This window comes from Granulicella sp. S156, assembly GCF_009766105.1.
GTDB lineage: Bacteria > Acidobacteriota > Terriglobia > Terriglobales > Acidobacteriaceae > Granulicella.
Map to the genome: position 1 here is coordinate 1 of NZ_LMUH01000024.1, position 21,476 is coordinate 21,476.

Below are 21,476 nucleotides of genomic sequence, written 5' to 3' on the forward strand. Positions count from 1 at the left end.
CAGAAAAAGCTTACGCAACTTCGCCGGGCGCTGAGTATCAGCTGTTTTGACCCCGAGACCGCTCCTGCTGAATCCACTGTCTTCGATCTTCTAGATTTTGGCGATCAATTCTGGTTGATTCCAGATCAGAGCGCCGATCGCTTTATCTTCGGCGACTGGGCGCAATACCTTGCCCAGCACGACGCATTTTTTGAAGGTCAGGCAGGCACGTTGCCGTTATCCTGGCGTCGCAGTTTTCTATTGATCGCGCGTCATGCCTACTTCCCCCATGCAGCAGTTGTTCCAGCTCAGCCCATGCCCTTTCTTCAGCTCTCCGACCCCATTGATCCCCGTCATATGGACAAACTCAATCAGCAACGTTTTCGACGACTCGCGGGAGAAAATTAATGGGCACCGTTCCCCACCGGTTCTTTGAACCCATGCCAACTCCCTACTCCGATACCTTTACGGTCAGGGTGCCGGGCAGCACTCCGCAGCAGGGCCGTGATTTTTTGGCGAGCGTGAACGGCGGCAGCCTCCTGGGGGCTGGACGTGCGGCCTCCGTGGACTTCGTCAAGCTCCGCAGTTCCTATCAGGCCCATGCAAAAGGTCTGCAGCAAGAGTTGAACACGATGCGAGCAGCCGGTGCTACGGAGGAGCAGATTGCGCAGAAAGTAGTAGCCGAGCGAACAGCATTTGCACGTCTCACACGTCTTCGTCAGGGCCCGGGAGCCACAGTAGTGTTGGAGATTCGGGACCAGGTCAAGTATGGTCTCGGCGGGCGCAGCTATACCAATCTGGCGAAGCGCGCCGATGATGCCATCGCCGCCGGCAAGACATATACTCAGGGGCTTTCCCGTGAACAGATTCTCATCGAGGGCTCCATGCGTCCGCAGGAGCTGATGAACACTCGTTTCTTAAATGCCGCAAAGTATCTGAAGTATGGCGGCCCTGTGATGCTGGTGCTGGGTGCAGGCATCTCCGCGCATGAAATTGCGTCTGCGCCGGCGGCCGACCGTGAAAGAGTAGCCATGGAACAGGCAGGCGGATTTGCAGTAGGCGAACTCGCCGCGGAAGGAGCAGCCATTGCCTTGCTGACAGTCGGCACAGGCGGCTTGGGGCTAGTAGCCATTGTAGGTATCGCTGCGGTGGGCGTGGCAGGTGGAGTTGCCGGAAGCTGGATTGCCGATAAAATCTACTACGCGCGTCACCCGAAGGTCGTACAGAAAGCCCAGCAGACAGGCTATGTGCATCAGTCCGACATTCATCACTTCTTGCCAAGATTCTAATTAGCTATACAAGGGGCTCTACCGCAGTTGAAACTCTGGCGCGCCCATTACCAGAGCTGTCAGCAGGTTCAGCGTGTCGGTGGCGGTCGCGTTTACGGGCTGCTGTTCCAGTTGCTTGCCAATCAACTGATTGGTCTGCGCCGAGACCGGCGCTCCAATCATCGTCCCCTCCAGCACGTGCAACGCGACATCCGCACCCGACGGAATGGGCAGATGCGCATCGGCAGGTTGCATGGGGGCCGATATTCCCACAAGCTTGGCGTCGGCATGTGCGACCGGAGCACTAGCGGTTTTGGGGCCCGCATTGGTGAAGCTTCCCATGCCTGAGGGAGTCAGCAGTCCCATCGCCAGCAGCTTCGGTGCATCGAACTTCTGGTTGGCGAACTTGCCGTTGGTCAACTGATAGGCGAAGTTCAGCCGGTCGACCAGCGCCGAGGAGTTCATCCACTGATCGGCTGTCAGGTAGTAGCCCGTCGGGGGCAGCGCGTTGTACAGCGGCATGCCCATCGTCTTGATCGTGTTCACCAGCGCGGCCGGGTTCTGCGGCTCGGTAGCTGTGGAACGGAACGCCGAGGCTACAAACTCAACCGGGGTCTTCACCTTGTTGTGGAAGTACTGGCGCGAGTTGAACTCGGGAGAGGCGATCAAGGCGCGCAGCAGGGTCTTGATGTCGCCGTTGCTGGAGAGATACACCTTGGTAAGACGATCGACCAGAGCGGGCGGCGGGGTGTCCGCCACAAAGTGCTGGGCTAACAATACGCTGATGAAGCGCGCCGTCTGCGGGCTGGAGGCGAGAATATTCAGTGCCGCAATGCCCTGCTTGATGCTGTCTTCATTGGCTACGACGTTGCTCGGGCCGAAGGTCGGCGCTGGGTGCATGCCGGCCTTCGCGCCAGCCGGGAGCTTCGTTACGGTGCCGTTGTCGTCGATCACATAGCCGAACCAGGTCTTCGGTCCGGGTTCATGGCGCTTGGGGTCGAAGAGAAATCCGCCGCCCTGGTTGACCCGATCGACGCCCCAACCGGTAAGAATGGCGGAGAGCGCCGTCACATCGGCCTGGGTGTAGCCGCCGTTGACGCCTACCGTGTGCAGCTCCATCACCTCGCGGCCGTAGTTCTCATTCAGGCCCTTGTTGCCCTTCTTCGAGTTCGGATTCTGTGGGTTCACGCCGTTAGCCAGAGAGTCCGGGCCGATCGACAGCCAATTATCCAGATACACCATCATCGCCGGCGACTTCGCGGTGGCCATGAGAAGGTCGTGGAAGTTGCCCAGCGCGTTCTTGCGGATCACATCGCGCTCGTAGCTGGTGGTGTACCAGGTATCGGAGTCCTTGCCGATGAAGATGTTGAAGTGATTGAACCAGAAGTCGGTCATCACCTCCTGCAGTTGCCGCTCGGTCATCACGTCGCGCAGGATGCGTGCCTGGGCCAGCTCATTGCCGATGTTGTAGGAGGAGCTTACCTGCCCCGACATCGCATTGAACGTCTCACGCTCTCGTGGCGTGAAATCCGCAAAGAGTAGATCGTGCATGCTACCGTTCAAGTTGCCGTTCCCGGTGAAGGCGATGCGGTCCTCGACCGGCATCTTGATCAGCGTGGCCATGCGCTGCTGCTTCGGCAGGACGAGCAGCTCCCCAGCGATGCGCATCGCCGTAGCCTGATCCTGCTTCTTCCGGTTGGCCTTCTCGGCGTCTGTCAGCTCGACCTTTGGTTTGACGCTGCCGTCAGGGTTCTTCTGGTCGCGCTCTTGGGTCAACTTGTAGACCTGCACCTCATACACCGCATTCAGCAATGGGTCAGCGGGATACGGTACCTTGCCATCGGCAACCGGGCCAATCTGTCCCCGGTCTGGAAAGACTTCGATGAGCTGCTGGGCCGGCATGGTCAACGTTGGATAGTCGGTAAGCCTTCTACCTAGCACAGGGTCCGGGATGGACTCGGGACTCATCTGCTGCGTAAGCCATTTGTCAGATCCCATCGCCAGCACTTGATCGACTTCGCCGGGCCGTGGGCCGAACGTAAACCGGTCGAGTAGTTGCTGCACGCGCTCCCGCTGCGAAAGAGGGGTCAGCACGGCGGGTTTTGCGGGGGGATGGGCGACCGGCACCCGCGACTTCTGCGCGAAGGTCCTGGCGGCCTTTTGCTGGGCGGCATCCATCGGCTGTGTGTCGTTGGGACTCTGCGGCTCTGCTTTCGTCTGCTGCATCGTTTGTGAGCTCACGACTGCCGTGGAGCTTACAAGGACAAGACCGAGAAGCATCATCCGTGCCGTCATTGTTCATACCTCGACACCTGCTTAGACCCGCGGGACGTGGCGGAAGTTGTGTTTTTCGGTGAGATGATCATCCCGCTACAAATCCGGGTTGTCGCTGCTCTTGTATCTCGCACCACGGGCGGTGAACACCACGCATCCGACGATCGCCACTACGACCGCAAGCAGAACCTCGCGGTAAAAGTTTGGGCGCGACACCACGATGTATCCAAAGCCGGCAAGCGCGAGGAGGGGTGGCAGCGGATAGAGCCACAGACGGAAGGGACGCGGCATATCAGGCCGGCGCATACGCAGCAGCATCACCCCGATATGCTGCAATCCGAACTGCAACAGAATGCGCAGAACCACCAGCGCCGCGATGACATCACCGAGCGAAAAGAAGCAGCAAATGCAGGCGATTACCCCCAAAACAAGAAGTGATACATGAGGGAATTTTCGGGTCGGATGCAGCTTCCCAAAGATGGGGATGAAGTTGCCATCGATTGCTGCCGCATAGGGGATCCGCGAGTAGCCCAGCAGCAGCGAGAACACGCTGGCGAAGGCTGTCACCATCACCAACAGAGCCGCGAGCTTACCCAGTAAGGTTGCGGCATGCACGCCCAACGACGGCGCATAGGCCACCTGCATGAACTGTGACAGCAGTGCACGCCGCGCTTCCAGGTTCTGGGCCGCGAGCAACTGTGGAGCTCCGATCACCGACAGCACGCTCGCATTCAGCGCGAGGTACAGCAGTGCGACGATGCCGATCGACAGCAGCACGGCGCGGGGGATCGTTCGTCCTGGGTCGCGCGTTTCTCCACCGAGGAACGTCACGTTGTAGTAGCCCCAGTAGTCGTAGGTTGCGATCAGCATCGCCGAGCCGAGCCCCACAAAGAAGGCACGGTTCAGGACGAAGGCGTGCGGAGGAAACGCAAAGACTTGTGCGATGTGTCCATGCACGAGCCCTGTGACCACGGCCCAGGCGATGGTCACAAGCACCACCGACAGCAGCACAATCGACAGCACCCGCACCTTGGCCAGATTGCGGTACAGCAGCAGCACGGCTAGCACAACGGCAGCGATGGCAACGAACGTTGTAGGCCCAATACTGACCGCCGCACTGTATCCGCCAACTCGCAACGAGTGCGTCACCGGCTGTGCCGCAAGGCGAGGCACAAGATACGTCGCATACTGGCTCAGCCCAATGCAGCCACTGGCCACCGATAGCGGCGCGGAAAAGCAGAGCTGGAAGAGAAACAGGAAGCTCAACAATCGCCCGAGCTGCCCGTGAAACATCTTGCCGAGATAGTGGTAGGTCCCACCAGCTTCGGGCATCGCAGCGCCAAGTTCGGCCCATACAAGTCCATCGCACACCGCCAGTAGCGCGCCGAGAATCCAGCCCAACATGGCCTGCGGCCCACCCATCGCTCCAAGCAGCAAAGGCAGCGTAATGAATGGCCCCACCCCGATCATGTCGAGCAGGTTGAGCCTCACCGCACCGCTGAGCGTGAGTGTTCTTTCGAGCTTTGGTGCGGAGATATCCACTGGCCGAGTGTATCGCGTAGGGTCACTCATCCGGGTGGCCACGCGGTAGGCGAAGCTCTCGGGGTTAGTGGTGGCTACCTGCGATGGCGCCTATGACAGCGGCAGTGAAAGAGATAATGCCGAACAGGATCACAAGAGGGCCAAAGAAATACTTCGTGAGCTTCTTAGCCCGTTCCATACCCAGCATGGCTGCCCAAATACGACCGCTTCCATTGCTGAGTCCCCACTCTGCGACCTTCTTTTTGGTGATCAGCAGATACCCAAGGACGATAAAAGCAATGCCGACCAACAGCATGACAATGTTTTCTGTAGCCATACTAAAAAGGCAGCTCCGTTTGTCTGGATAGGACTCCGGGGATTGATTGAGTGGAATCCCCGCGGTTGATATTGTCCACAGCATGCGTGCTGTATCGCCGAAGGAAAATTATACCGTCACCCCCGCGGCCGGGTGCCCCCTCTTCGGCGTGTTTTGGCGTCTAAGGTGGGCACCGAGCAACAGCAGAGTATTTGCGCACCACGAGAGAAATCTGATGACATGCACTATCCAGTAGTGTGTTGGCTGGGTATCATATCTCGTGTCCTCGCATTACCAGGTCACATCATGGGGCCCCCGATGTCCACACCAAGCCGCACCACAGCCACCATTGATGGCAACAGTTTCAAAGCACTCACAACCAATTTCAGTCTCGGCACCCACCATGAGGGTACGGGCGTCCCGTTAATGGGTTCGCTGGTCTCTTCGATCGACCTTCATGTGGACATTAATGACGCTGTGAACATGCCCTTCAAGACTCTACAGGCCTTATTTCAGCTCTCCAACATTGTTACCCACGACAAAGTTAAGGAGATCAAAATTGTGTTCTGGCAAGACGACAGCCAATCGGATGCCATTTGCACCTTTAAATTCAACGGCTGGATTAGCCATTTCAATATCAGCAGCACCGAGAGCTCCAATCCCACATTGTCCCTCAGTCTGCAGCCGGCGGTCGAAAAGAATAATTTCTATCAAATAGAAATGGGGAACTAGAGGTGCAGGCGGGTTCAGGGCATTTTCGCCATATCTGTCTTGCGGTGGTCTTCATGGCCACATCCATCCATCCAGACATGCCCTTGGCGCAGGTTCCCGATAAAAAACAACCGGGTGGAACGGCTCAACAGTCTGTGGACTCGAATTTCACCCCTTTGAGCAACTCCGAGGTGCGTGCATTGATACGTAAGTCGGAACTGGTGGCTCATGTGCGTGTGATTTCATTCAGCCCTGCGACCCTGGAAGAGGAGCAGCATGGAGACAAGATAGAGCGCACCTCGTTCGTTGTCTTGGAGACTTTTCTCGGACATCCACCCGCAGGCAATCTCAATCTGCTCTGCATCTGTTCGGGTGACACATGGAGTGGAGATATAAAACCCGGTGTTGAATTCATTTTATTCGCCCGGTACAGCAAGAAAGATCATGCATGGGAGCCGGTAGGCGAGGGCTATGAAGAGGGTGTCTATCCGAAACTCCGGCAACAAATCTTGTCTGAGATTCGGAGATCCAGATGAAGCTACCTAACTTCGACATACTCCGGCGAAATTATCCAACCGGCGAAAACCCGGATGCCGTACGAATGGCAATAGGCGGAGCTGTAGCCCGTATGCCGCCCCTGTCGAATACCTGCGTTATTCGCATGAGCCGAGCATTGAACTATGCTGGCCCACTTTACGAAATTCCGCAGAACGGAGGCGCGTCCCCACTCCTCACCTACAAAGGCGGCGATGGTAAAAACTATGCGCTTCGTGTCGCTCAGTTTTTACACTATCTGGCGCAGTCCTATGGGAGACCCGATATCTCTAAGCGTTATCAACGTGGCGAAAAGGAATCGATCACTCCATTTCTTGGCAAGCGCGGCATTATCGCCTGGCATATTTCGGGGTGGAGCGACGCCAGCGGTCATTTCACGTTATGGGATGGTACGCAAGGCCTCTATACCGGGGGAGAGGACTATTTTCAAGACTTCCCACAAGTGCGGCCAGGCAACCATATCATTGTGGAAACTGGTGCAGATTTGTGGCTATGCTGATCGGGACTTGCAGGTAAATCCATCGTTCTGCTGCTTGGATGACGGCGAGAAACAAACAACAGCAAAAGCAAAGGCTGGCCAACGGATGGGTTCGCTTCCCCCTGCGTACGCTTACCCCATATCCCCCGCTTAATGAGACGCTAGTCGTATGAAGCTAGCCGCTCTCCTAGTAGCCGCGTGCTGCGCCACCGCGGTCGCGCAGACACCAGTGTTCAACGATCCCGCCAATCTTCGTGGCGAGGAGGTCTCGCCACGCGACGGCCATGAACTGCCCGTCGACCAGGGCGCGCGGGGGCTGCTGCAGATGCTGCGCAGGCTGAATACCCGCGCCTCTCTCATGCTGATCATCGCGCACCCCGATGACGAAGATGGCGGCATGCTTACATTCTATTCGCGCGGCCAGGGCGCGCGCGTGGCCATGCTTACGCTGAATCGCGGGGAGGGTGGACAGAACGCCATGACCGGCGACTTCGAGGATGCGCTGGGGCTGCTGCGCACGCAGGAGTTGCTCGCGGCCGATCGTTATCTTGGCGTCAACCAGATGTTCGGAACCGAAGTGGACTTCGGCTTCTGCAAGACCAAAGAAGAGGCCTTCGCCAAGTGGACGCATGAGCGCGTGCTGTATGACGCTGTACGCGCCGTGCGGCTTTATCGTCCGCTGGTAATCGCGAGCGTCTTCATTGGGGGCGTCACGGACGGCCACGGCCAGCACCAGGTCTCGGGCGAGATTGCACAGGAGGTCTTCAAGGCCGCTGCCGACCCCAAGGTCTTCCCCAACCAGATCGCCGAGGGCCTGCTGCCGTGGGCACCGCTCAAGGTGTATGCCCGCGTGCCGATGCAGGCCATCACCGAGAAGGGCCTGTATGACTATGCGACAGGTCAATACGCTCCGGCACGCTTTACCAACTACGTTACGGGCGAGGTCACAACGACTGCTCCTTCCACCGATGTAGTCGTGCATGAGGGAACGCCGGATTCCCTGCTCGACGGCAAAAGCTATGTGCAGTTCGGGCGCATGGGGCTGGGACTGCAGAAGTCGCAGATCGGCAACGGCATGCGTGTGCCTCCGGCGGGTGCGTTCGACATCAGCTATCACCGTTATGGGTCGAGACTCGACACGGCTCATCAGAAGGCGCACGAAGACAGCTTCTTTGACGGCATCGACACCAGTATCGAAGGCATCGCTTCCCTTGCGCCGGATGCGCCTGGACTGAGCAGCGACCTCCACGATATACAGGCATCTCTGCAGAGGGTCACACAACGCTTCAACCCAAATCAGCCCGCCAACTCCGTAGATGACTTAACCGACTTACTCTTGAAAATCGGTTCAACGATTGGGGCCATTGATTCGGATTCGCTTAAACTCGATTCCACCGAAAAGGCCAATGTACTGCATGAACTGAGAGTCAAAGCAGTCCAGGCAAACGATGCTCTTGTGCTCGCATTCGGTTTGAAGATGGATGCGAGCACGGCGAGTCCTAATGTGGCTGCCGGGTCCGAGCTGGAGGTGACGACAAGCCTCACCCAGCAGACCGGCAATCAACTCGTGGCTCGTCAGTGGATAAGGAACGCTACGCCACAAAACATTAAAGAGACCTACCATTCCGACCAAGAAAGTCTCGTTACCTCCCCACAGCCGCTCACACGGACCTTCCATGCCAGTGACGCTTTTACCAGCCAGATTACAAAGCCCTACTTTTTTCGGGAGTCGATCGAGCATCCGGTCTACCAGGTTTCCGATCCGCAACTGCGCCTTGCTCCGCAGAGTCCACCTGCTCTTGTGGCCTGGGCGGAGTTGACGCAGGGGGTCGCAATTATCCGTATTGGCCGCGTTGTCCATACGGATTCTCAGCCGGTTAGCTTCATCCCTGCCCTCAACGTTGCACTCTCCAACCATGCGCAGGTTCTCCCCAACACCCAGGACGCCGTCTCCCTGGCGATGGAGGTGACGCCGTCTTCCGCGAAACTAGCGAAGGGGGGCATCGCTGCTCCGTCAGGCTGGCTCATTGAACCACATATCTCCGGCGCAGGTCCCACAGGGCGCACGGACTATCACGTACACGTCCCCACGGCCGATCGCCGCACGGCGACACTTCATGCTTCCGCCACCTTGCCGAACGGAATCACCTATACCGAAGGCTACCGGCCTGTGGGCTATGGCGAACTGCCTCAGACCAACTACTTCACCCCGGCGACCGACCGTATCGTCCCCGTCGACCTCAAGCTCCCTACGCATCGCCGCATCGCCTATCTGCCTGGCACCGGCGATGCTGTGCCCGAGTCACTCGCCTCTATCGATCTGAAGCCGACGATCCTGAGTGTCGCGGATCTCACTGCCGACAAGCTCAAAGCCTTTGACACCGTCATCCTCGGCGTTCGTACGTACTCTGCGCATCCTGATCTGCACGGTGCACCCACGGAGGCTTTGCTCGACTTCGCACGCAGTGGCGGCAATGTCGTCGTGCAGTACCAGACCGACGAGTTTACCCAGGCTGATGCGCCGTATCCGCTTACGCTGAGTGGTTCGGCCGAGAAGGTGGTCGATGAGACAGCGGCCGTCAAGCTTCTCGATGCGAAGGCACCGTTGCTCACAACACCCAATCGCATCGACCCTGCCGACTTCAACAACTGGGTCGAGGAGCGTGGCCATGGTTTTCTGCGCGACTGGGATGCGCACTACACGGCACCGACCGAGACGCACGACCCCGGACAAGAGCCGCAGCGCGGCGGCCTCATCACAACGCAGCTTGGACGGGGCCACTGGACCTACTGCGCATTCGCACTCTACCGCCAACTGCCTGAGGCCATCCCTGGAAGTTATCGCCTGTTCGTCAATTTGATTGGGCTTGCGGATCGGTAGCTCAACAGCAAAGGCCTTTGCGTTTGGGCAGAATCAGGATAGATGAACTCAATTCGTTTTGCATTTCACACCACCACAAATCTGTCATCCTGAGCGAAGTCGAAGGGCCCCGAAACCTTATACGTTGTCGATACCCTTCGCACCTTTTCTACCTCGAACGCTCTCAGCCTGAAACTCCTCGGTTGAAAAGATCTGAACACTATGGGCAGGACGAGTTCTTCGGGTCCTTCGACTTCGCTCAGGATGACAGATTTGTGGGGATATGAAAACAAAGCATAGCGTAGGTACAGCTATCCTAATTCCGCATTAAATAAAACGGCCTCCTTTTCAGGAGGCCATTTTGTTGTGCTGACCACAGTCTAGTGAGTTGCGCGATGGTGGACAGGAGCCTTCGCAGCGGGGGCCTTCTTGGGAACAATCGCAGCGTCTGACATGGTGATCAGCAGCGGCGATTGCGTGTAGGAGGCATAGGTTCCAGTCAGCGTGACCTTGTCGCCAACCGCAGGCACCGTCTTGAGCGGCGTTGCAAAGTTGAACGCGAAGTCGGCGGTCTTGCCCTGCACCGAGTCGTCCGATACGGATACCTGTAACTGGTCGACAGTCGCCGCAACTACGACGGTATCCGGGAACTGCGCCGTCTTGCCCTTGATGGTATTGAAGACCTTGTCTGCATCTTCCGGCTTGCCGTACTGGAGCACGAACTCCTTGTCGCTGATCGCCAGCGTCGCGAGGTCGGGCGTGGTTGCAATCAGGTTCGCCACGATGTCGGCAGGCTTGGGTGCAGCCGTAATGGTGGTACCCAGATCGGTGGGAGGCGTCAGGCTGGTCTTCACCAATGCCTGGAGCTTTTCAATGCCGTCTCCGTTGCCGTGGTACTTCTTGTAGCAATAAGCCGCTGTTGGCTGAATCGCCGATGCATACTGGCCTGCAAACGCAGCCGCGCGCGATGCATACCAGGCGCAGTTCAGATAATCCGGCGGCGTCGAGTTCATATACGACGTAGCAAGAAAGAACACATCCTGAAGCACGGGACCAGGTGTCTGTGTCGCGTCCGGCGCTGCACCGGTGAGCTCGGTCTTGAGCGCCGTGATCGCGTCCGTAAAGTCCTTCTTCGAGATATCATCATCGGCAATTACGCTCTGGAAGATGGCCGTGGCCGATGATTTCTGCTTTTCGAAGTCGGCATCCGTCACGTCCTTCGGCTTCGTTGCGGTCAAACCTGTCTGGGCGTAGCCAGCAGCCTTGTCGAGAGCCGCGGTCTTGGCTGCGGGATCTGTCAGAGCATCCGCGGCCTGGCGGCGCAGAAAGGCTTCGAAGGTCAATGCGGTGAGATTGCTTGGATCGACCTGTAGAAGGCGGTCGGCCGCATCCAGTGTCTTAACCGGATCGTTGGTTCCGCTGTACGCGAACATCAGCTTCTGGAAAGCATCTTTCTTTACGGCAGAGTTCGGATACGCCTTCAGATAGGCTTCAAATCCAGCTGCTTTGGCAGCTGGCGTGGCAGCGGTGTCCGCATCGTTGTATGCCTTGTACTCTTCCGGCGACATTTGAACCTGTCCGCCAGCCTGACCAGCAGCAGGAGCAGCAGGGGCTGAGGCATCCTGCGCAAAGCAGGGTTGCACCACGGTTGCAGCGCCGGCTACTGCCAGCAGTGAAGCAAGTACGACCTTCTTCATAGAAAAACTCCTCGGTAAGTCCATTTCTAGGATTCGTTTGATAAGACGCGGGTTGCGCCGTTGAACCGCGTCCCCAGGAAGATCCGGAGCTTACGGTGGATGAAGCGGATTATAGAAATGCAAGTGCCTTGACGCAAGCAGTATCCAATCACCCTATTTACGGGCACTCCTTCACTCTATAGAACCAGCTCCTGTAATACGAATCTTTGGGATTGTCCGTCAGCCTTTTTTTGCACCATGGGCACAACATAACGGGATAGCGTACGTCTTATCCACAACATCTCGCCCCATTCATGTTGATTCGACGGGTTTGGCCGCTTACGATTCGACAAGCAGTTCAAACGGCTGCGCTGTCCTGATGTCCTGGTTTTTAAATATTTCGATGTCTCCGTAGAGGTTACCGCCCGTGCTTAAGCTGAAAAAAGTCCAGATCCTCGGTTTCAAGTCTTTCTGTGATCGCACGGAGGTGCAGCTCTCCGGTCAGGGAATCGCCGCTATCGTGGGCCCCAATGGCTGCGGCAAATCCAATATCTCGGACGCCATAACCTGGGTACTCGGTGAGCAGTCTGCGAAGTCGCTGCGCGGCATCAAGATGGAAGACGTCATCTTCGCGGGGACGCGCGACCGCAAGCCCACGGGCATGGCCGAGGTTTCGCTCACGCTGGTCGATCCCGAGGTCTACGACGGAGCCACTCTGGCCGAGGGTGAGGCGGAGATCTTCAGCGATGGACCTACGGGAAATGCCGTGACCACGATACCCGCCGGGGACTGGGACGAGTCTGATCTGCGCGCCCAGAGCGCGCAGGAGACGGAAGATGCCGTTGCTGAAGCACAGCCTGGCACGACCTACGAGGCCGAGGCTCCAGCCGCCAAAAAAGCTGACGGCACGAATGCAGAAGCGTCGCAGGGTGAGGGTTCAAACAGCGTTGTACTCAAGATCCGCCGTCGCAAGTTCGGACGCGCCCCCATCCGCGCCGGTGAGATCACCGTGACGCGCCGCCTGTTTCGCACGGGCGACTCCGAATATCTGCTCAACGGCAAGATCTGCCGCCTGAGCGATATCAAAGACATCTTCATGGGCACAGGCCTTGGTGGCGAAAGCTACGCCATGATCGGCCAGGAGCGCATCGGGCAGATCCTCTCCTCTAAGCCGCTGGATCGCCGCGGCATTATCGAAGAGGCCGCAGGCATCACTCGCTTCAAGACCAAGAAGCGCCTCGCCGAGTTGCGGCTGGAGAGCGCCAAGCAGAACCTCTCGCGCGTGAATGACATCTTTGAAGAGGTCACACGGCAGATGGCCGTGCTGAAGCGCCAGGCTGCCAAGGCCGAGCGTTACGGTTCTCTGCGCGATGAACTGCGCGGCAAGCTGCGCGTCGTGCTGGCCAGCCGCCTCACGCAGATGGACTCCGAGCAGTCCGCAACCGGAACGGAGATCGCACGCCTCGCCGGACTGATCGACACCCAGGCGGCTGAACTCGAAACGATGGATGCCGAGCACTCCGTTGGCGTCGCTCGCGGCTATGAGGTGGACGACAGGATTCGCGAGGCGGGCTCACGCGCCAACCAGAGCGCGGTGGAGCTCGAACGCATCACTGCCCGGACCAACTCAAACGCAGACCGCATCGCCGACCTGACGCAGCGGATGACCTCAGGCGATGAAGATCTCGCACAGGCGCGAGCACAGCTCGAGACGCTTTCCGGCGAGCGCGAGCAGCAGCGCAGCTTTTTGGAGAACGCAACCGCTGAGTCAACCAGCTCGCGCGACGAAGCCAATGTGCACCAGGCACAGGCCCACGAGGCCACGCGTAACGTGCTGGCGGCAGAGGCCCTGACCGAGAATCAGCGCCGTAGCGCCATGCAGGTGATGCAGCGGGCCAACCAGTCGCGCAACGAGCAGGCCCAGGCAGAGGCCTCGCTGGCAGGCCTGGAGCGCGAGAGCGAACGGCTCACGGCGGAGTCTGAAGGCGCTCGTGGAGAGCTTGAAGCGCTTGGGGTGCAGCGCGGGCAGCTGAAGATGTCGTTTGAAGGCGTTACGGAGCGGCTGAAGCGGCTCGAAGCCGATATCGTGGAGCTTCGCCATACGCTGGAAGCTCGCCGCATGGAGGAGACGCAGTCGCGCCGCCGTGGCGACGAGCTGCGCGCTGAGATGGCGACGCTCATGGGCCGTCGCGGTTCGCTGGAAGCACTGATCCGCGAACACAGCTACTCGACCGACACGGTGCGGAATATCTTCCGTGCAAATGCCAAGCGCGACCAACAGGGCGGAAACCTCTCGCCGGTCGGCACGCTGGCTGACTTCATGGAGGTCGATGGCCAGTATGAGAACGTCGTCGACGAGTTCCTGCGCGACGAGCTGAACTACATCGTCGTCAAGAGCTGGGATGCGGCCAACGAAGGCGTGCGCATGCTGCAGTCCGATGTCGCCGGCCGCGCGACCTTCCTTGTTCATCCGAATGATGCGCAGGCCAACTTCCCCTTCGCCGAGGGCATGATCAGCAAGGCGATGACGGAGAGCTCGGGCGTCGTTCCGCTGCGTGACTGCATCCGGGTGCTGGACGGATTCGGGCGTTCTCTTGAGGTCATTCTGCCCAAGCTGCGCGAGGGCTTCGTCGCCCCGGATAGCGCGACCGCACGCACCCTGGCACTCTCCAATCCGCAGGCGTTCTTTCTCTCGCCTACGGGAGAGACGTTCCACAACGTCACCGTTACCGGCGGTCGTCCACGGACGCAAGGCCCGCTGGCGCTCAAGCGCGAGCTTGCGGAAGTGCAGACTAAGCTTGAGGCCGTGGAGGCCGAGCTCTCCGCCAACGAACTCGCCACGCTTGCGCTGACGCGCGAGATCGCCGAGTCGACCAGTGTGCTCGACTCCAAGAACCATGAGCGCCGCGACGCTGAGCGCGAGAGCGCCAACTCCGGAGCTGCCTTGCGGCAGATGGAGGCCGAGACGGCACGCATCGAGCGCCGGCTGCAGGAGTGGCAGATTGCCGCAGAACGCAATCGGGACACTCGCCAGCAGAAGCAGGACCTGATCACCCGCAAGCAGGAAGAGACCTCGAGCTTCGAAGCCGATCGCGCAAAGATCGAGCAGCAGATCGCGGAGCTCACCGAAAAGATCGCCTCGTTGCGGGCCAACCGCGAAGAACTGCAGGAGGCCGCCAGCGCCGCTGCCGCCTCTCTGGCCGGTCTCGAAGAGCGTCGCCGCAATGCCAATGCCAACTTCGAGCAGACGAATCGCCTCTACGAAGGGCAGTCGCAGCGCATCGCGCAGATCGAGCAGCAACTCGCCAGCGCCGCCACGGAAAAGCAGCGCCGCGAAGAAGAGACGTCTGCCCTGGCAACGCAGCATGAAGAGCTTACCGAGACGCGCGCCCAGGCGCTTGCAGAGAGTCAGGCGCTTACCGCAGAGGCTACGGGGCTGCGGGCTGCGATGACCGAACTCGACTCGCGCCTGCGCACCCTGCGTCACGAGACCGAAGCCCTGCGCGAGCAGCGGGCTCAGCTTTCGGCGCGCGCCGCCAAGCTCTCCTCCGACCTCGAGCACCTGGAGGCCACCTGCATCAACGATCTCTCGGTCGAGCCCTCGGTTCTGCGCGAGGATGCAACGATCGAGCGCATCGAAGCCGAAGCCCTGCACACGGAAGACGAGGCCGCACGTGGACTCAAGCAGAGATTGGAAGCAATGGGTCCGGTGAACATGATGGCTCTCGAGGAGTACACCGAGACCGCTGAGCGTCACGGCTTCCTGGAGACGCAGCGCAAAGATCTGCTCGACTCCATCGAGAACACGCAGGCCTCCATCAAGGAGATCGACGACGTCTCGCACCTGAAGTTCGACGAGGCATTCAAGATCGTCAATGAAAACTTCTCGACGACCTTCACCAAGCTCTTTGGCGGCGGTCAGGCGATGATGAAGCTGACCGACGAGGCGAACTCCTCGGAGAGCGGCATCGACATCATCGCCTCGCCCCCGGGCAAAAAGCTGCAGAACATACTGCTCCTCTCGGGTGGAGAAAAAGCTCTCACAGCCCTGTCCCTGCTGGTCGGCATCTTCCAGTTCCAGCCCGCGCCGTTCTGCGTGCTCGACGAAGTCGATGCGCCACTGGATGAGACCAACGTCGGCCGCTTTGCGCGGCTCATCGCGGAGATGTCCGAGACGACGCAGTTCGTCGTCATCACGCACTCCAAGCGCACGATGGAGCAGGCGGACGTGATGTACGGCGTGACGATGCAGGAGCCCGGCGTCTCGAAGATTGTCAGCGTTACGCTAGGCGGTCGGTCGAAGGGACGCGAGGCTCGTCAGGCAGCGTAGGTCACAGTTGCCGGGTGCCCCATCTTCGACGCGCGTTCTTTGCGCGGCTAAGGTGGGCATTCGCGAAGCGAACCGCTCCTGCCCATCTTTCCGTCTCCTCTGGATTGCGTGGTGGTACGTCCGGTGTAATGACACGAACACCTTGGGTGAAGCACGATATGGGCAGGAGCAGTCGGGCTTCGCCCGATGCCCACCTTAGGCGCGATAAAACCGCGCCTAAGATGGGGCACCCGGATTTGTGGAGACACCGAATCTGTGGAAACAACAGCAACGGCTAATCTGCTCTATCATTTTCCGATGAGTCCTCTCGACTGGCTGCTCGGCATCCTGCTCGTCTACTCGGTCACCCGGGCCGCGATGCAGGGTTTTTTTCGCGAGGCCTTCGCACTGGGAGGCCTGGTACTTGGCTTCCTGTTCGCCTGCTGGTACTACCGCTCTGCTGCAATCCATCTCAAGGGTCTTATCAACACCCTGCCGCTGGCGGAGTTCGCGGCGTTTCTGCTGATCCTGGTTGCGACTATGGTGGTGGCCAGCCTGCTCGGCAGGCTGCTGCGCAGCACGGCTTCGGCCGTCGGGCTGGGATTCTTCGATCGCCTGCTGGGAGCGCTCTTCGGCCTGCTGCGCGGCTGTATACTCGGCACGGCGCTCTTGATGGCTTTTACCGCTTTTTTGCCCACGGCCCCCTGGATTTCAAATTCATTGCTCGCACCATATTTTCTTCGCGCGGCTCATGCTGTATCCTTCGTCATGCCATCAGACCTGAAGTCACGGCTTCACGATGGCATCGAGCACCTCAAGCACACCGCGCCCGATTGGATCAAATCCGCTTCCCTGCCTCACACTGATTAAGAGCTTCTGCTTCCCCTAGTCCACGCCTCACAAGGAATACCGCGAGTGAAACGCGATCTCGACAACCTCGTCCTCCAGATGCACGACGCCGGCATTACCTATGCTGACGCTGTCCGCGAGTTTAAGAAGCGCTACATTCTGGAAGTACTCGCACGCCATCGAGGCAATCAGTGCAAGGCCGCCGAAGAGCTGGGTATGCACCGCAATACACTCAGCCGCACGCTTGTCGAGCTCGACATGGACTCCACGCAGATCAAGAAGGGCCTGCGCCGCCCACCACGGCCGGTACGGCCTGAGCGTTCCCCTCTGCAAATCGTCTCCGGTGGCCGCATCTCCGGGGGACGATAACGTTTTTCGTTCGTCTAACTCCCATAATGCCAGGCCACCGCTATCTCCGCCGTTCGCGCCGACTCTCGCAAGCGGCTTCGAACGCGGTACGCACGGCGGCCTTTAGCCTCTCCCTGCTGGTATGCGCCTCGACCTATGCCCAAACCGCTGACCCGAGCGCAGCGAGCACACCAGTCAGCACGCCAGCAGGCACCCTGGCGGCACGACCTGCTGGGGCCTCTCCGGCCTCCTCCAAACATCCCCCCGTCTCCGAAAGACAGGCACGCCAGGCTGACGACGCTTACCTCGAAGGCGCAAAACAGATAGAGCACAACGACCTGGTCGCAGCCGAACGCAGCTTTGCCAAGGCAGTCGAGTTAAACCCCGGCAAACAGGAATACGTACTCTCGCTCGCCGTCACCCGCGAGCACCGGCTGACAGAACTCGTGCAGTCAGCCGCCAAGGCGCGGCTCATGGGTGACGAGAAGCGCGCCGACGACCTGCTGGCCCAGGCAAAGGCCATCGATCCGGAGAACAGCATCGTCACCCAGCATCTCGGGGTCGACGCCTCGCCCCGACCCAAGATCGTCGAGATGGAGAACCTCCCCGGCAGAAAACCCAGCGACTCCTTCGGCGGTCCTATCGAGCTTGAACCCACTCCCGGAACCAAGAGCTTTCATCTGCGTGGCAACGCGCAGGATGTGATTCGTTCGATTTACAGCACCTTCGGCATCACTACCACCTTCGACGACTCTGTCACTGGAGCGACGCAGGTGAAGTTCGACCTCGACGACGTGGACTTCGCTACCGCAACACGCGTGCTCAGGGATGTGGCGCATGTCTTTGCCGTTGTCGTGCAGCCGAAAGCTGCGCTCGTCGCGAAAGACACGGCTGAAAATCGCGAACGCCTCACACCACAGATAGAGGAGACTATTTACCTGCCCGGCGTGAGCAGCGATGAGATGAAAGAGCTCGCCGACGTTGCCCGCAACATCTTCGACCTCAAGCAAGTCACAGCCAGCCCTACCGGGGGCACCATCCTCGTCCGCGGCGATGAGGGCACGATTCGCCTGCTGAACGCGACCTATGCGGATATGGTCGATGGCGGCTCCGATGTGATGCTCGATATACACCTGTACGAGGTCGATAAGACCCACATCGTGAACATCGGCGCGCAGCTGCCAAGTTCTGCAGGCGTTTTTGCGGCCGCCACCGAACTGCAAAGTGTCCTCAACTCGAACCAATCCCTCATCAATCAAGCGGTTGCAAGCGGCATCATCAAGCTGACGGGTAATCCCTCCGTCGATATCCCGGCAGAGCTGGGGGTCCTTTACGCTGCCGGACAACTGAGTAGTATTAGTCAGCTCACAGGCCTTTTGGGCCTCTTTGGACAGTACGCTGGTTTTCCACTCGCTGGGCTCTTCCTCTCCGGAGGTTCCACGTTCAACCTGGCGCTGACTGCGAGCGACGCGCGCACGCTCGATGACATACAGGTTCGTGCAGGCGACAACCAATCTGTGAACTTCCGCTCCGGCACGCGCTATCCGATCACGACATCGACGTACAGTACGGGGGTCAGCAGCAGCCTTTCATCTTCGGTGGCGGGGCTCAGTGTCGGCGGGACCAGCCTTAGCAGCCTGCTCAATCAATATCTCGGCACGTCATCGGTGACGATCCCGCAGATCCAGTATGAAGACCTTGGCATCACGGTGAAGGCAAAGCCGAGGATTCTGCGCACCGGCGACGTCCATCTGGAGCTGGACATGAAGATCGAAGCGCTTAGCGGCGGCTCCAACGACGGCATCCCGATCCTGAACAACCGGTCGATTACTTCGACGATCACTGTGCCCGCCGGTCAGACCGCGCTTCTTGCCAGTGAACTCACGCGCGACGAAGTTGGCTCCATCGACGGCCTCCCCGGACTAAGTGAGTTGCCTGGATTTCAGGGCACCGACAAGGAGGCCGACATCGCAAGCGATGAACTGCTCATCACCATCACACCGCATATCGTTCGCGCCGGCAGTATGCGGGTTGCCAGCCGGCGCCTTGCGGTTGAGCACATGCCCTCTGCGGCGCAATAGACTTTGCATTCTTGTAGCTTCCTCGGATATACTCACTAAGGCAGGGCGGGAGTAGCTCAGTGGTAGAGTGCTTCCTTGCCAAGGAAGATGTCGCCGGTTCGACCCCGGTCTCCCGCTCCAAACACCCTCCGATTTGCGGTACACTCCCACAAGACAAGTCTGTGTGTCCTGCGCCCTGGAGTGAATGGTGTAGGTGAGGCGCGGTACCCAAGTGGTAAGGGAGAGGTCTGCAAAACCTTTATGCGTCGGTTCGATCCCGACCCGCGCCTCCAAATCTTCTCAACAACTTAGAGCAACTAATCGAAGCTGCTTTTTGCCGTGGCAGCCAATAAGGCAGCCAATAAGCGAAAAGCCCAGATTAGTCCCCTGCGTGGGCTGACACGGGAGCGGAAAATCCGCCCCCCAGCTGCCCACTCAGCGTTGCCGCCGCCAAGTCCGCCGACGCATCGAGAACATGCGCGTAGACCCTGAGAAGAATATCGGGACGCGAGTGCCCCAGGCGTTGCTGCGCTGCCTTGAGCGGAACCCGCGCCTCCACCATCTGTGTTGCCCCCCAGTGCCGCAGGAGACGCCAGGTGATGTGCGGAAGGCCAAGCTCCTCTGCGGCAGGCTGTATCACCCTACCGAGAAGATCCTCGTGCCAGATCGGACCGGGCTTCATGGTCTTGCCCTTCTTAATGCGATTCGGAAATATCCAGTCCTCATCCTGCGCCTTCATCCTGGCCTTCAGGGCGAGCAGACGCTCAACGTCTGCTTCCGTCAACCGGATGGGGCGATTGGTACGGTGGTACTTCGGCGTGTGGAGCTTGCCCCGATTAACCGCGCGCACGACCCACAACAACCGCTTCTCGGCCTCCAGATCTTTCCACTTGAAGGCCAACTCCTCCGGACGAACACTACTCACAGCGACCAGCCAGACTGCCGTACTGGCAGGATCTTCGAGCCGTTCAATCAGCTGGTTGAGCTGATCGCTAGTCGGTAGCTGCTTTTGTTCCTTGATCTCCTCCGGAGGAAGATCCGTACCACGAGCAGGATTCAACGTGATGTATCCGTACTTGACTGCGGCCTCAAAGATGGCACTCAGCCCCCACTTCAGATTCTTGAGGGTTTGAACTGCGTATCCATAGAGCCGCTTTTGGTTGAGGAATGCCTGCACCGCTTCGATCGAGATCTCAGACAACTGCGTGTCGCCGAACTCCGGAAGGTAGTGTGCGCGGATATTGGTTTCGTATCCGTGCACCGTTGTCCCCTTCTTGTTCGCCAACTTCAGCGTGCGGTATTTTCCAATAAAACCGCTAAATGTCATCATCTTCTTCGGCCGGTGTTTGGCATCGTTGATAGGTTCAAGAATCACGGCCAGCTTCTGCCGGGCGGCCTTCTCGGTTTTGACCTCCGCCAGTGAACCAAGGTTGATCCCCCTGCGTCTCCGCACGGTCTTCCCTGCTTCATTGATGACGTTCTCCCGATACGTACCCTCCCAATAGGCTGAACCGCGATCCTCACGCAACCGGACGCTGCCGGTTTGAAATCGCTTGCGAGTCAATATGCACTTGCCCTTTCCGTTGACCCGGGCAATTCCGTCGAATGCGTTCAGAGTAGCATCGATGCGGTGCCTTTCGCGAGTCCACAGATAGGCAGCAATCTTGTTGATTTCAAAGCGAATCGCGCGTCCACCGAGACGAAAGACCGGCAGAGGGTCTTTCGCTCCCCTCTTCGTGCGTTTGTACACCCAGGCAGAGGACACTCCGAATACCGCACGCAATTCAGATACCGTCAGCAGTTGCGTAGGCAGGAGTCCCCTAGTGTCGCCTCCCTGCCCCTCGATCTGAGATGGTACGGTTCTCATCCAGCCTTCGTCTTTGGCCCCTCCGAACCCGGAATGGGGCGCGCATACCCGTCTTCAACGGGCTTCGATAGCCTGACAATAGGGCGAAATTTGGGCTCGATTATTACCTTTTCCGACACATTATTCCGTCTGAGGCAACAATCCAGAGCCGCACCCAGTGGCAACGATCCCTCCAGACGCTCTTCCGATGCTAGGTCTCTGCGGTTGACAGCATTTTCTTTGAACTCTGGTTCCATTTTCTCTGCGCGTTGACCGGACACTGCTTCGGGTCTTATCCGCCGCCCTGCGGACTGCGCTTGTTTTGCTTCGGCTTGACAGCCGCCCTCCGGGTTTCGGGTCTCTCCAAAACAATCTTCTGCAAAGAGCGCAGAACATTCTTTCGGCCCTCCCGAAAATGCACCCGCT

General features: G+C 59.0%; 15 protein-coding genes and 2 tRNA genes. 12 read left to right on the top strand and 5 right to left on the bottom strand.

The window, feature by feature from the left end; all coding sequences use genetic code 11:
- Both GSQ91_RS18700 and GSQ91_RS18705 read left to right on the top strand, forming a co-directional pair.
- Window positions 1–387: hypothetical protein (locus tag GSQ91_RS18700; protein ID WP_158823293.1), on the top strand; the 387-nt coding region annotated here is incomplete at its 5' end.
- Window positions 387–1,268, top strand: coding sequence for a hypothetical protein (locus GSQ91_RS18705; protein ID WP_158823294.1), 882 nt, complete (start codon window positions 387–389; stop codon window positions 1,266–1,268). The genes GSQ91_RS18700 and GSQ91_RS18705, both read left to right, overlap by 1 nt.
- Window positions 1,269–1,286: 18 nt before the next feature.
- Here the strand turns inward: GSQ91_RS18705 and GSQ91_RS18710 are convergent, their stop codons facing one another.
- The 3 genes from GSQ91_RS18710 to GSQ91_RS18720 all read right to left on the bottom strand — a co-directional run bounded on the left by GSQ91_RS18710 (window position 1,287) and on the right by GSQ91_RS18720 (window position 5,379).
- Entirely contained in the window at window positions 1,287–3,542 is a 2,256-nt protein-coding gene (locus GSQ91_RS18710) for a DUF1800 domain-containing protein (RefSeq protein WP_158823295.1), read from the bottom strand.
- A gap of 75 nt (window positions 3,543–3,617) precedes the next feature.
- Window positions 3,618–5,093, bottom strand: a complete 1,476-nt coding sequence (locus tag GSQ91_RS18715) for an APC family permease (RefSeq protein ID WP_158823296.1) — start codon at window positions 5,091–5,093, stop codon at window positions 3,618–3,620.
- A 34-nt stretch (window positions 5,094–5,127) separates the two neighbouring features.
- Window positions 5,128–5,379 carry an LPXTG cell wall anchor domain-containing protein gene (locus tag GSQ91_RS18720; protein WP_158823297.1) on the bottom strand — a complete coding sequence of 84 codons (252 nt, stop codon included), beginning with the start codon at window positions 5,377–5,379 and terminating at the stop codon, window positions 5,128–5,130.
- Between the two features lie 297 nt (window positions 5,380–5,676).
- On the opposite strand from GSQ91_RS18720, the gene GSQ91_RS18725 reads away from it, so the two are divergent.
- From GSQ91_RS18725 to GSQ91_RS18740, 4 genes are all read left to right on the top strand, one after another.
- A complete protein-coding gene (locus GSQ91_RS18725; protein WP_158823298.1) occupies window positions 5,677–6,090 on the top strand; it encodes a hypothetical protein in 414 nt (137 codons plus the stop codon).
- 53 nt (window positions 6,091–6,143) lie between these two features.
- Window positions 6,144–6,605: a hypothetical protein gene (locus tag GSQ91_RS18730; RefSeq protein ID WP_158823299.1), complete on the top strand. Its 462-nt coding sequence runs from the start codon at window positions 6,144–6,146 to the stop codon at window positions 6,603–6,605.
- Window positions 6,602–7,123: a type VI secretion system amidase effector protein Tae4 gene (locus GSQ91_RS18735; protein WP_158823300.1), complete on the top strand. Its 522-nt coding sequence runs from the start codon at window positions 6,602–6,604 to the stop codon at window positions 7,121–7,123. Before GSQ91_RS18730 ends, GSQ91_RS18735 begins: the two co-directional genes overlap by 4 nt.
- A gap of 148 nt (window positions 7,124–7,271) precedes the next feature.
- The gene (locus GSQ91_RS18740) at window positions 7,272–9,983 is read left to right on the top strand and encodes a PIG-L family deacetylase (RefSeq protein WP_158823301.1); all 2,712 of its coding nucleotides are present in this window, start codon (window positions 7,272–7,274) and stop codon (window positions 9,981–9,983) included.
- Between the two features lie 359 nt (window positions 9,984–10,342).
- Here the strand turns inward: GSQ91_RS18740 and GSQ91_RS18745 are convergent, their stop codons facing one another.
- Window positions 10,343–11,659, bottom strand: a complete 1,317-nt coding sequence (locus tag GSQ91_RS18745) for a hypothetical protein (protein WP_158823302.1) — start codon at window positions 11,657–11,659, stop codon at window positions 10,343–10,345.
- Between the two features lie 406 nt (window positions 11,660–12,065).
- Here GSQ91_RS18745 and smc point away from each other — a divergent pair, with 406 nt between their 5' ends.
- The 6 genes from smc to GSQ91_RS18775 all read left to right on the top strand — a co-directional run bounded on the left by smc (window position 12,066) and on the right by GSQ91_RS18775 (window position 19,497).
- Window positions 12,066–15,968, top strand: a complete 3,903-nt coding sequence (smc, locus tag GSQ91_RS18750) for a chromosome segregation protein SMC (protein ID WP_158823303.1) — start codon at window positions 12,066–12,068, stop codon at window positions 15,966–15,968.
- A gap of 186 nt (window positions 15,969–16,154) precedes the next feature.
- Window positions 16,155–16,817, top strand: a complete 663-nt coding sequence (locus GSQ91_RS18755; RefSeq protein ID WP_254064706.1) for a CvpA family protein — start codon at window positions 16,155–16,157, stop codon at window positions 16,815–16,817.
- A 45-nt stretch (window positions 16,818–16,862) separates the two neighbouring features.
- Window positions 16,863–17,165 carry a helix-turn-helix domain-containing protein gene (locus GSQ91_RS18760; protein ID WP_158823304.1) on the top strand — a complete coding sequence of 101 codons (303 nt, stop codon included), beginning with the start codon at window positions 16,863–16,865 and terminating at the stop codon, window positions 17,163–17,165.
- Between the two features lie 26 nt (window positions 17,166–17,191).
- Complete coding sequence (locus GSQ91_RS18765) at window positions 17,192–19,225, top strand: hypothetical protein (RefSeq protein ID WP_158823305.1); 2,034 nt, start codon at window positions 17,192–17,194, stop codon at window positions 19,223–19,225.
- A gap of 45 nt (window positions 19,226–19,270) precedes the next feature.
- Window positions 19,271–19,345 (top strand) — tRNA-Gly (locus GSQ91_RS18770).
- 77 nt (window positions 19,346–19,422) lie between these two features.
- Window positions 19,423–19,497 (top strand) — tRNA-Cys (locus tag GSQ91_RS18775).
- Between the two features lie 86 nt (window positions 19,498–19,583).
- On the opposite strand, the gene GSQ91_RS18780 is transcribed toward GSQ91_RS18775, so the two are convergent.
- A complete protein-coding gene (locus GSQ91_RS18780; protein WP_158823306.1) occupies window positions 19,584–21,071 on the bottom strand; it encodes a site-specific integrase in 1,488 nt (495 codons plus the stop codon).
- Between the last annotated feature and the right edge of the window lie 405 nt (window positions 21,072–21,476).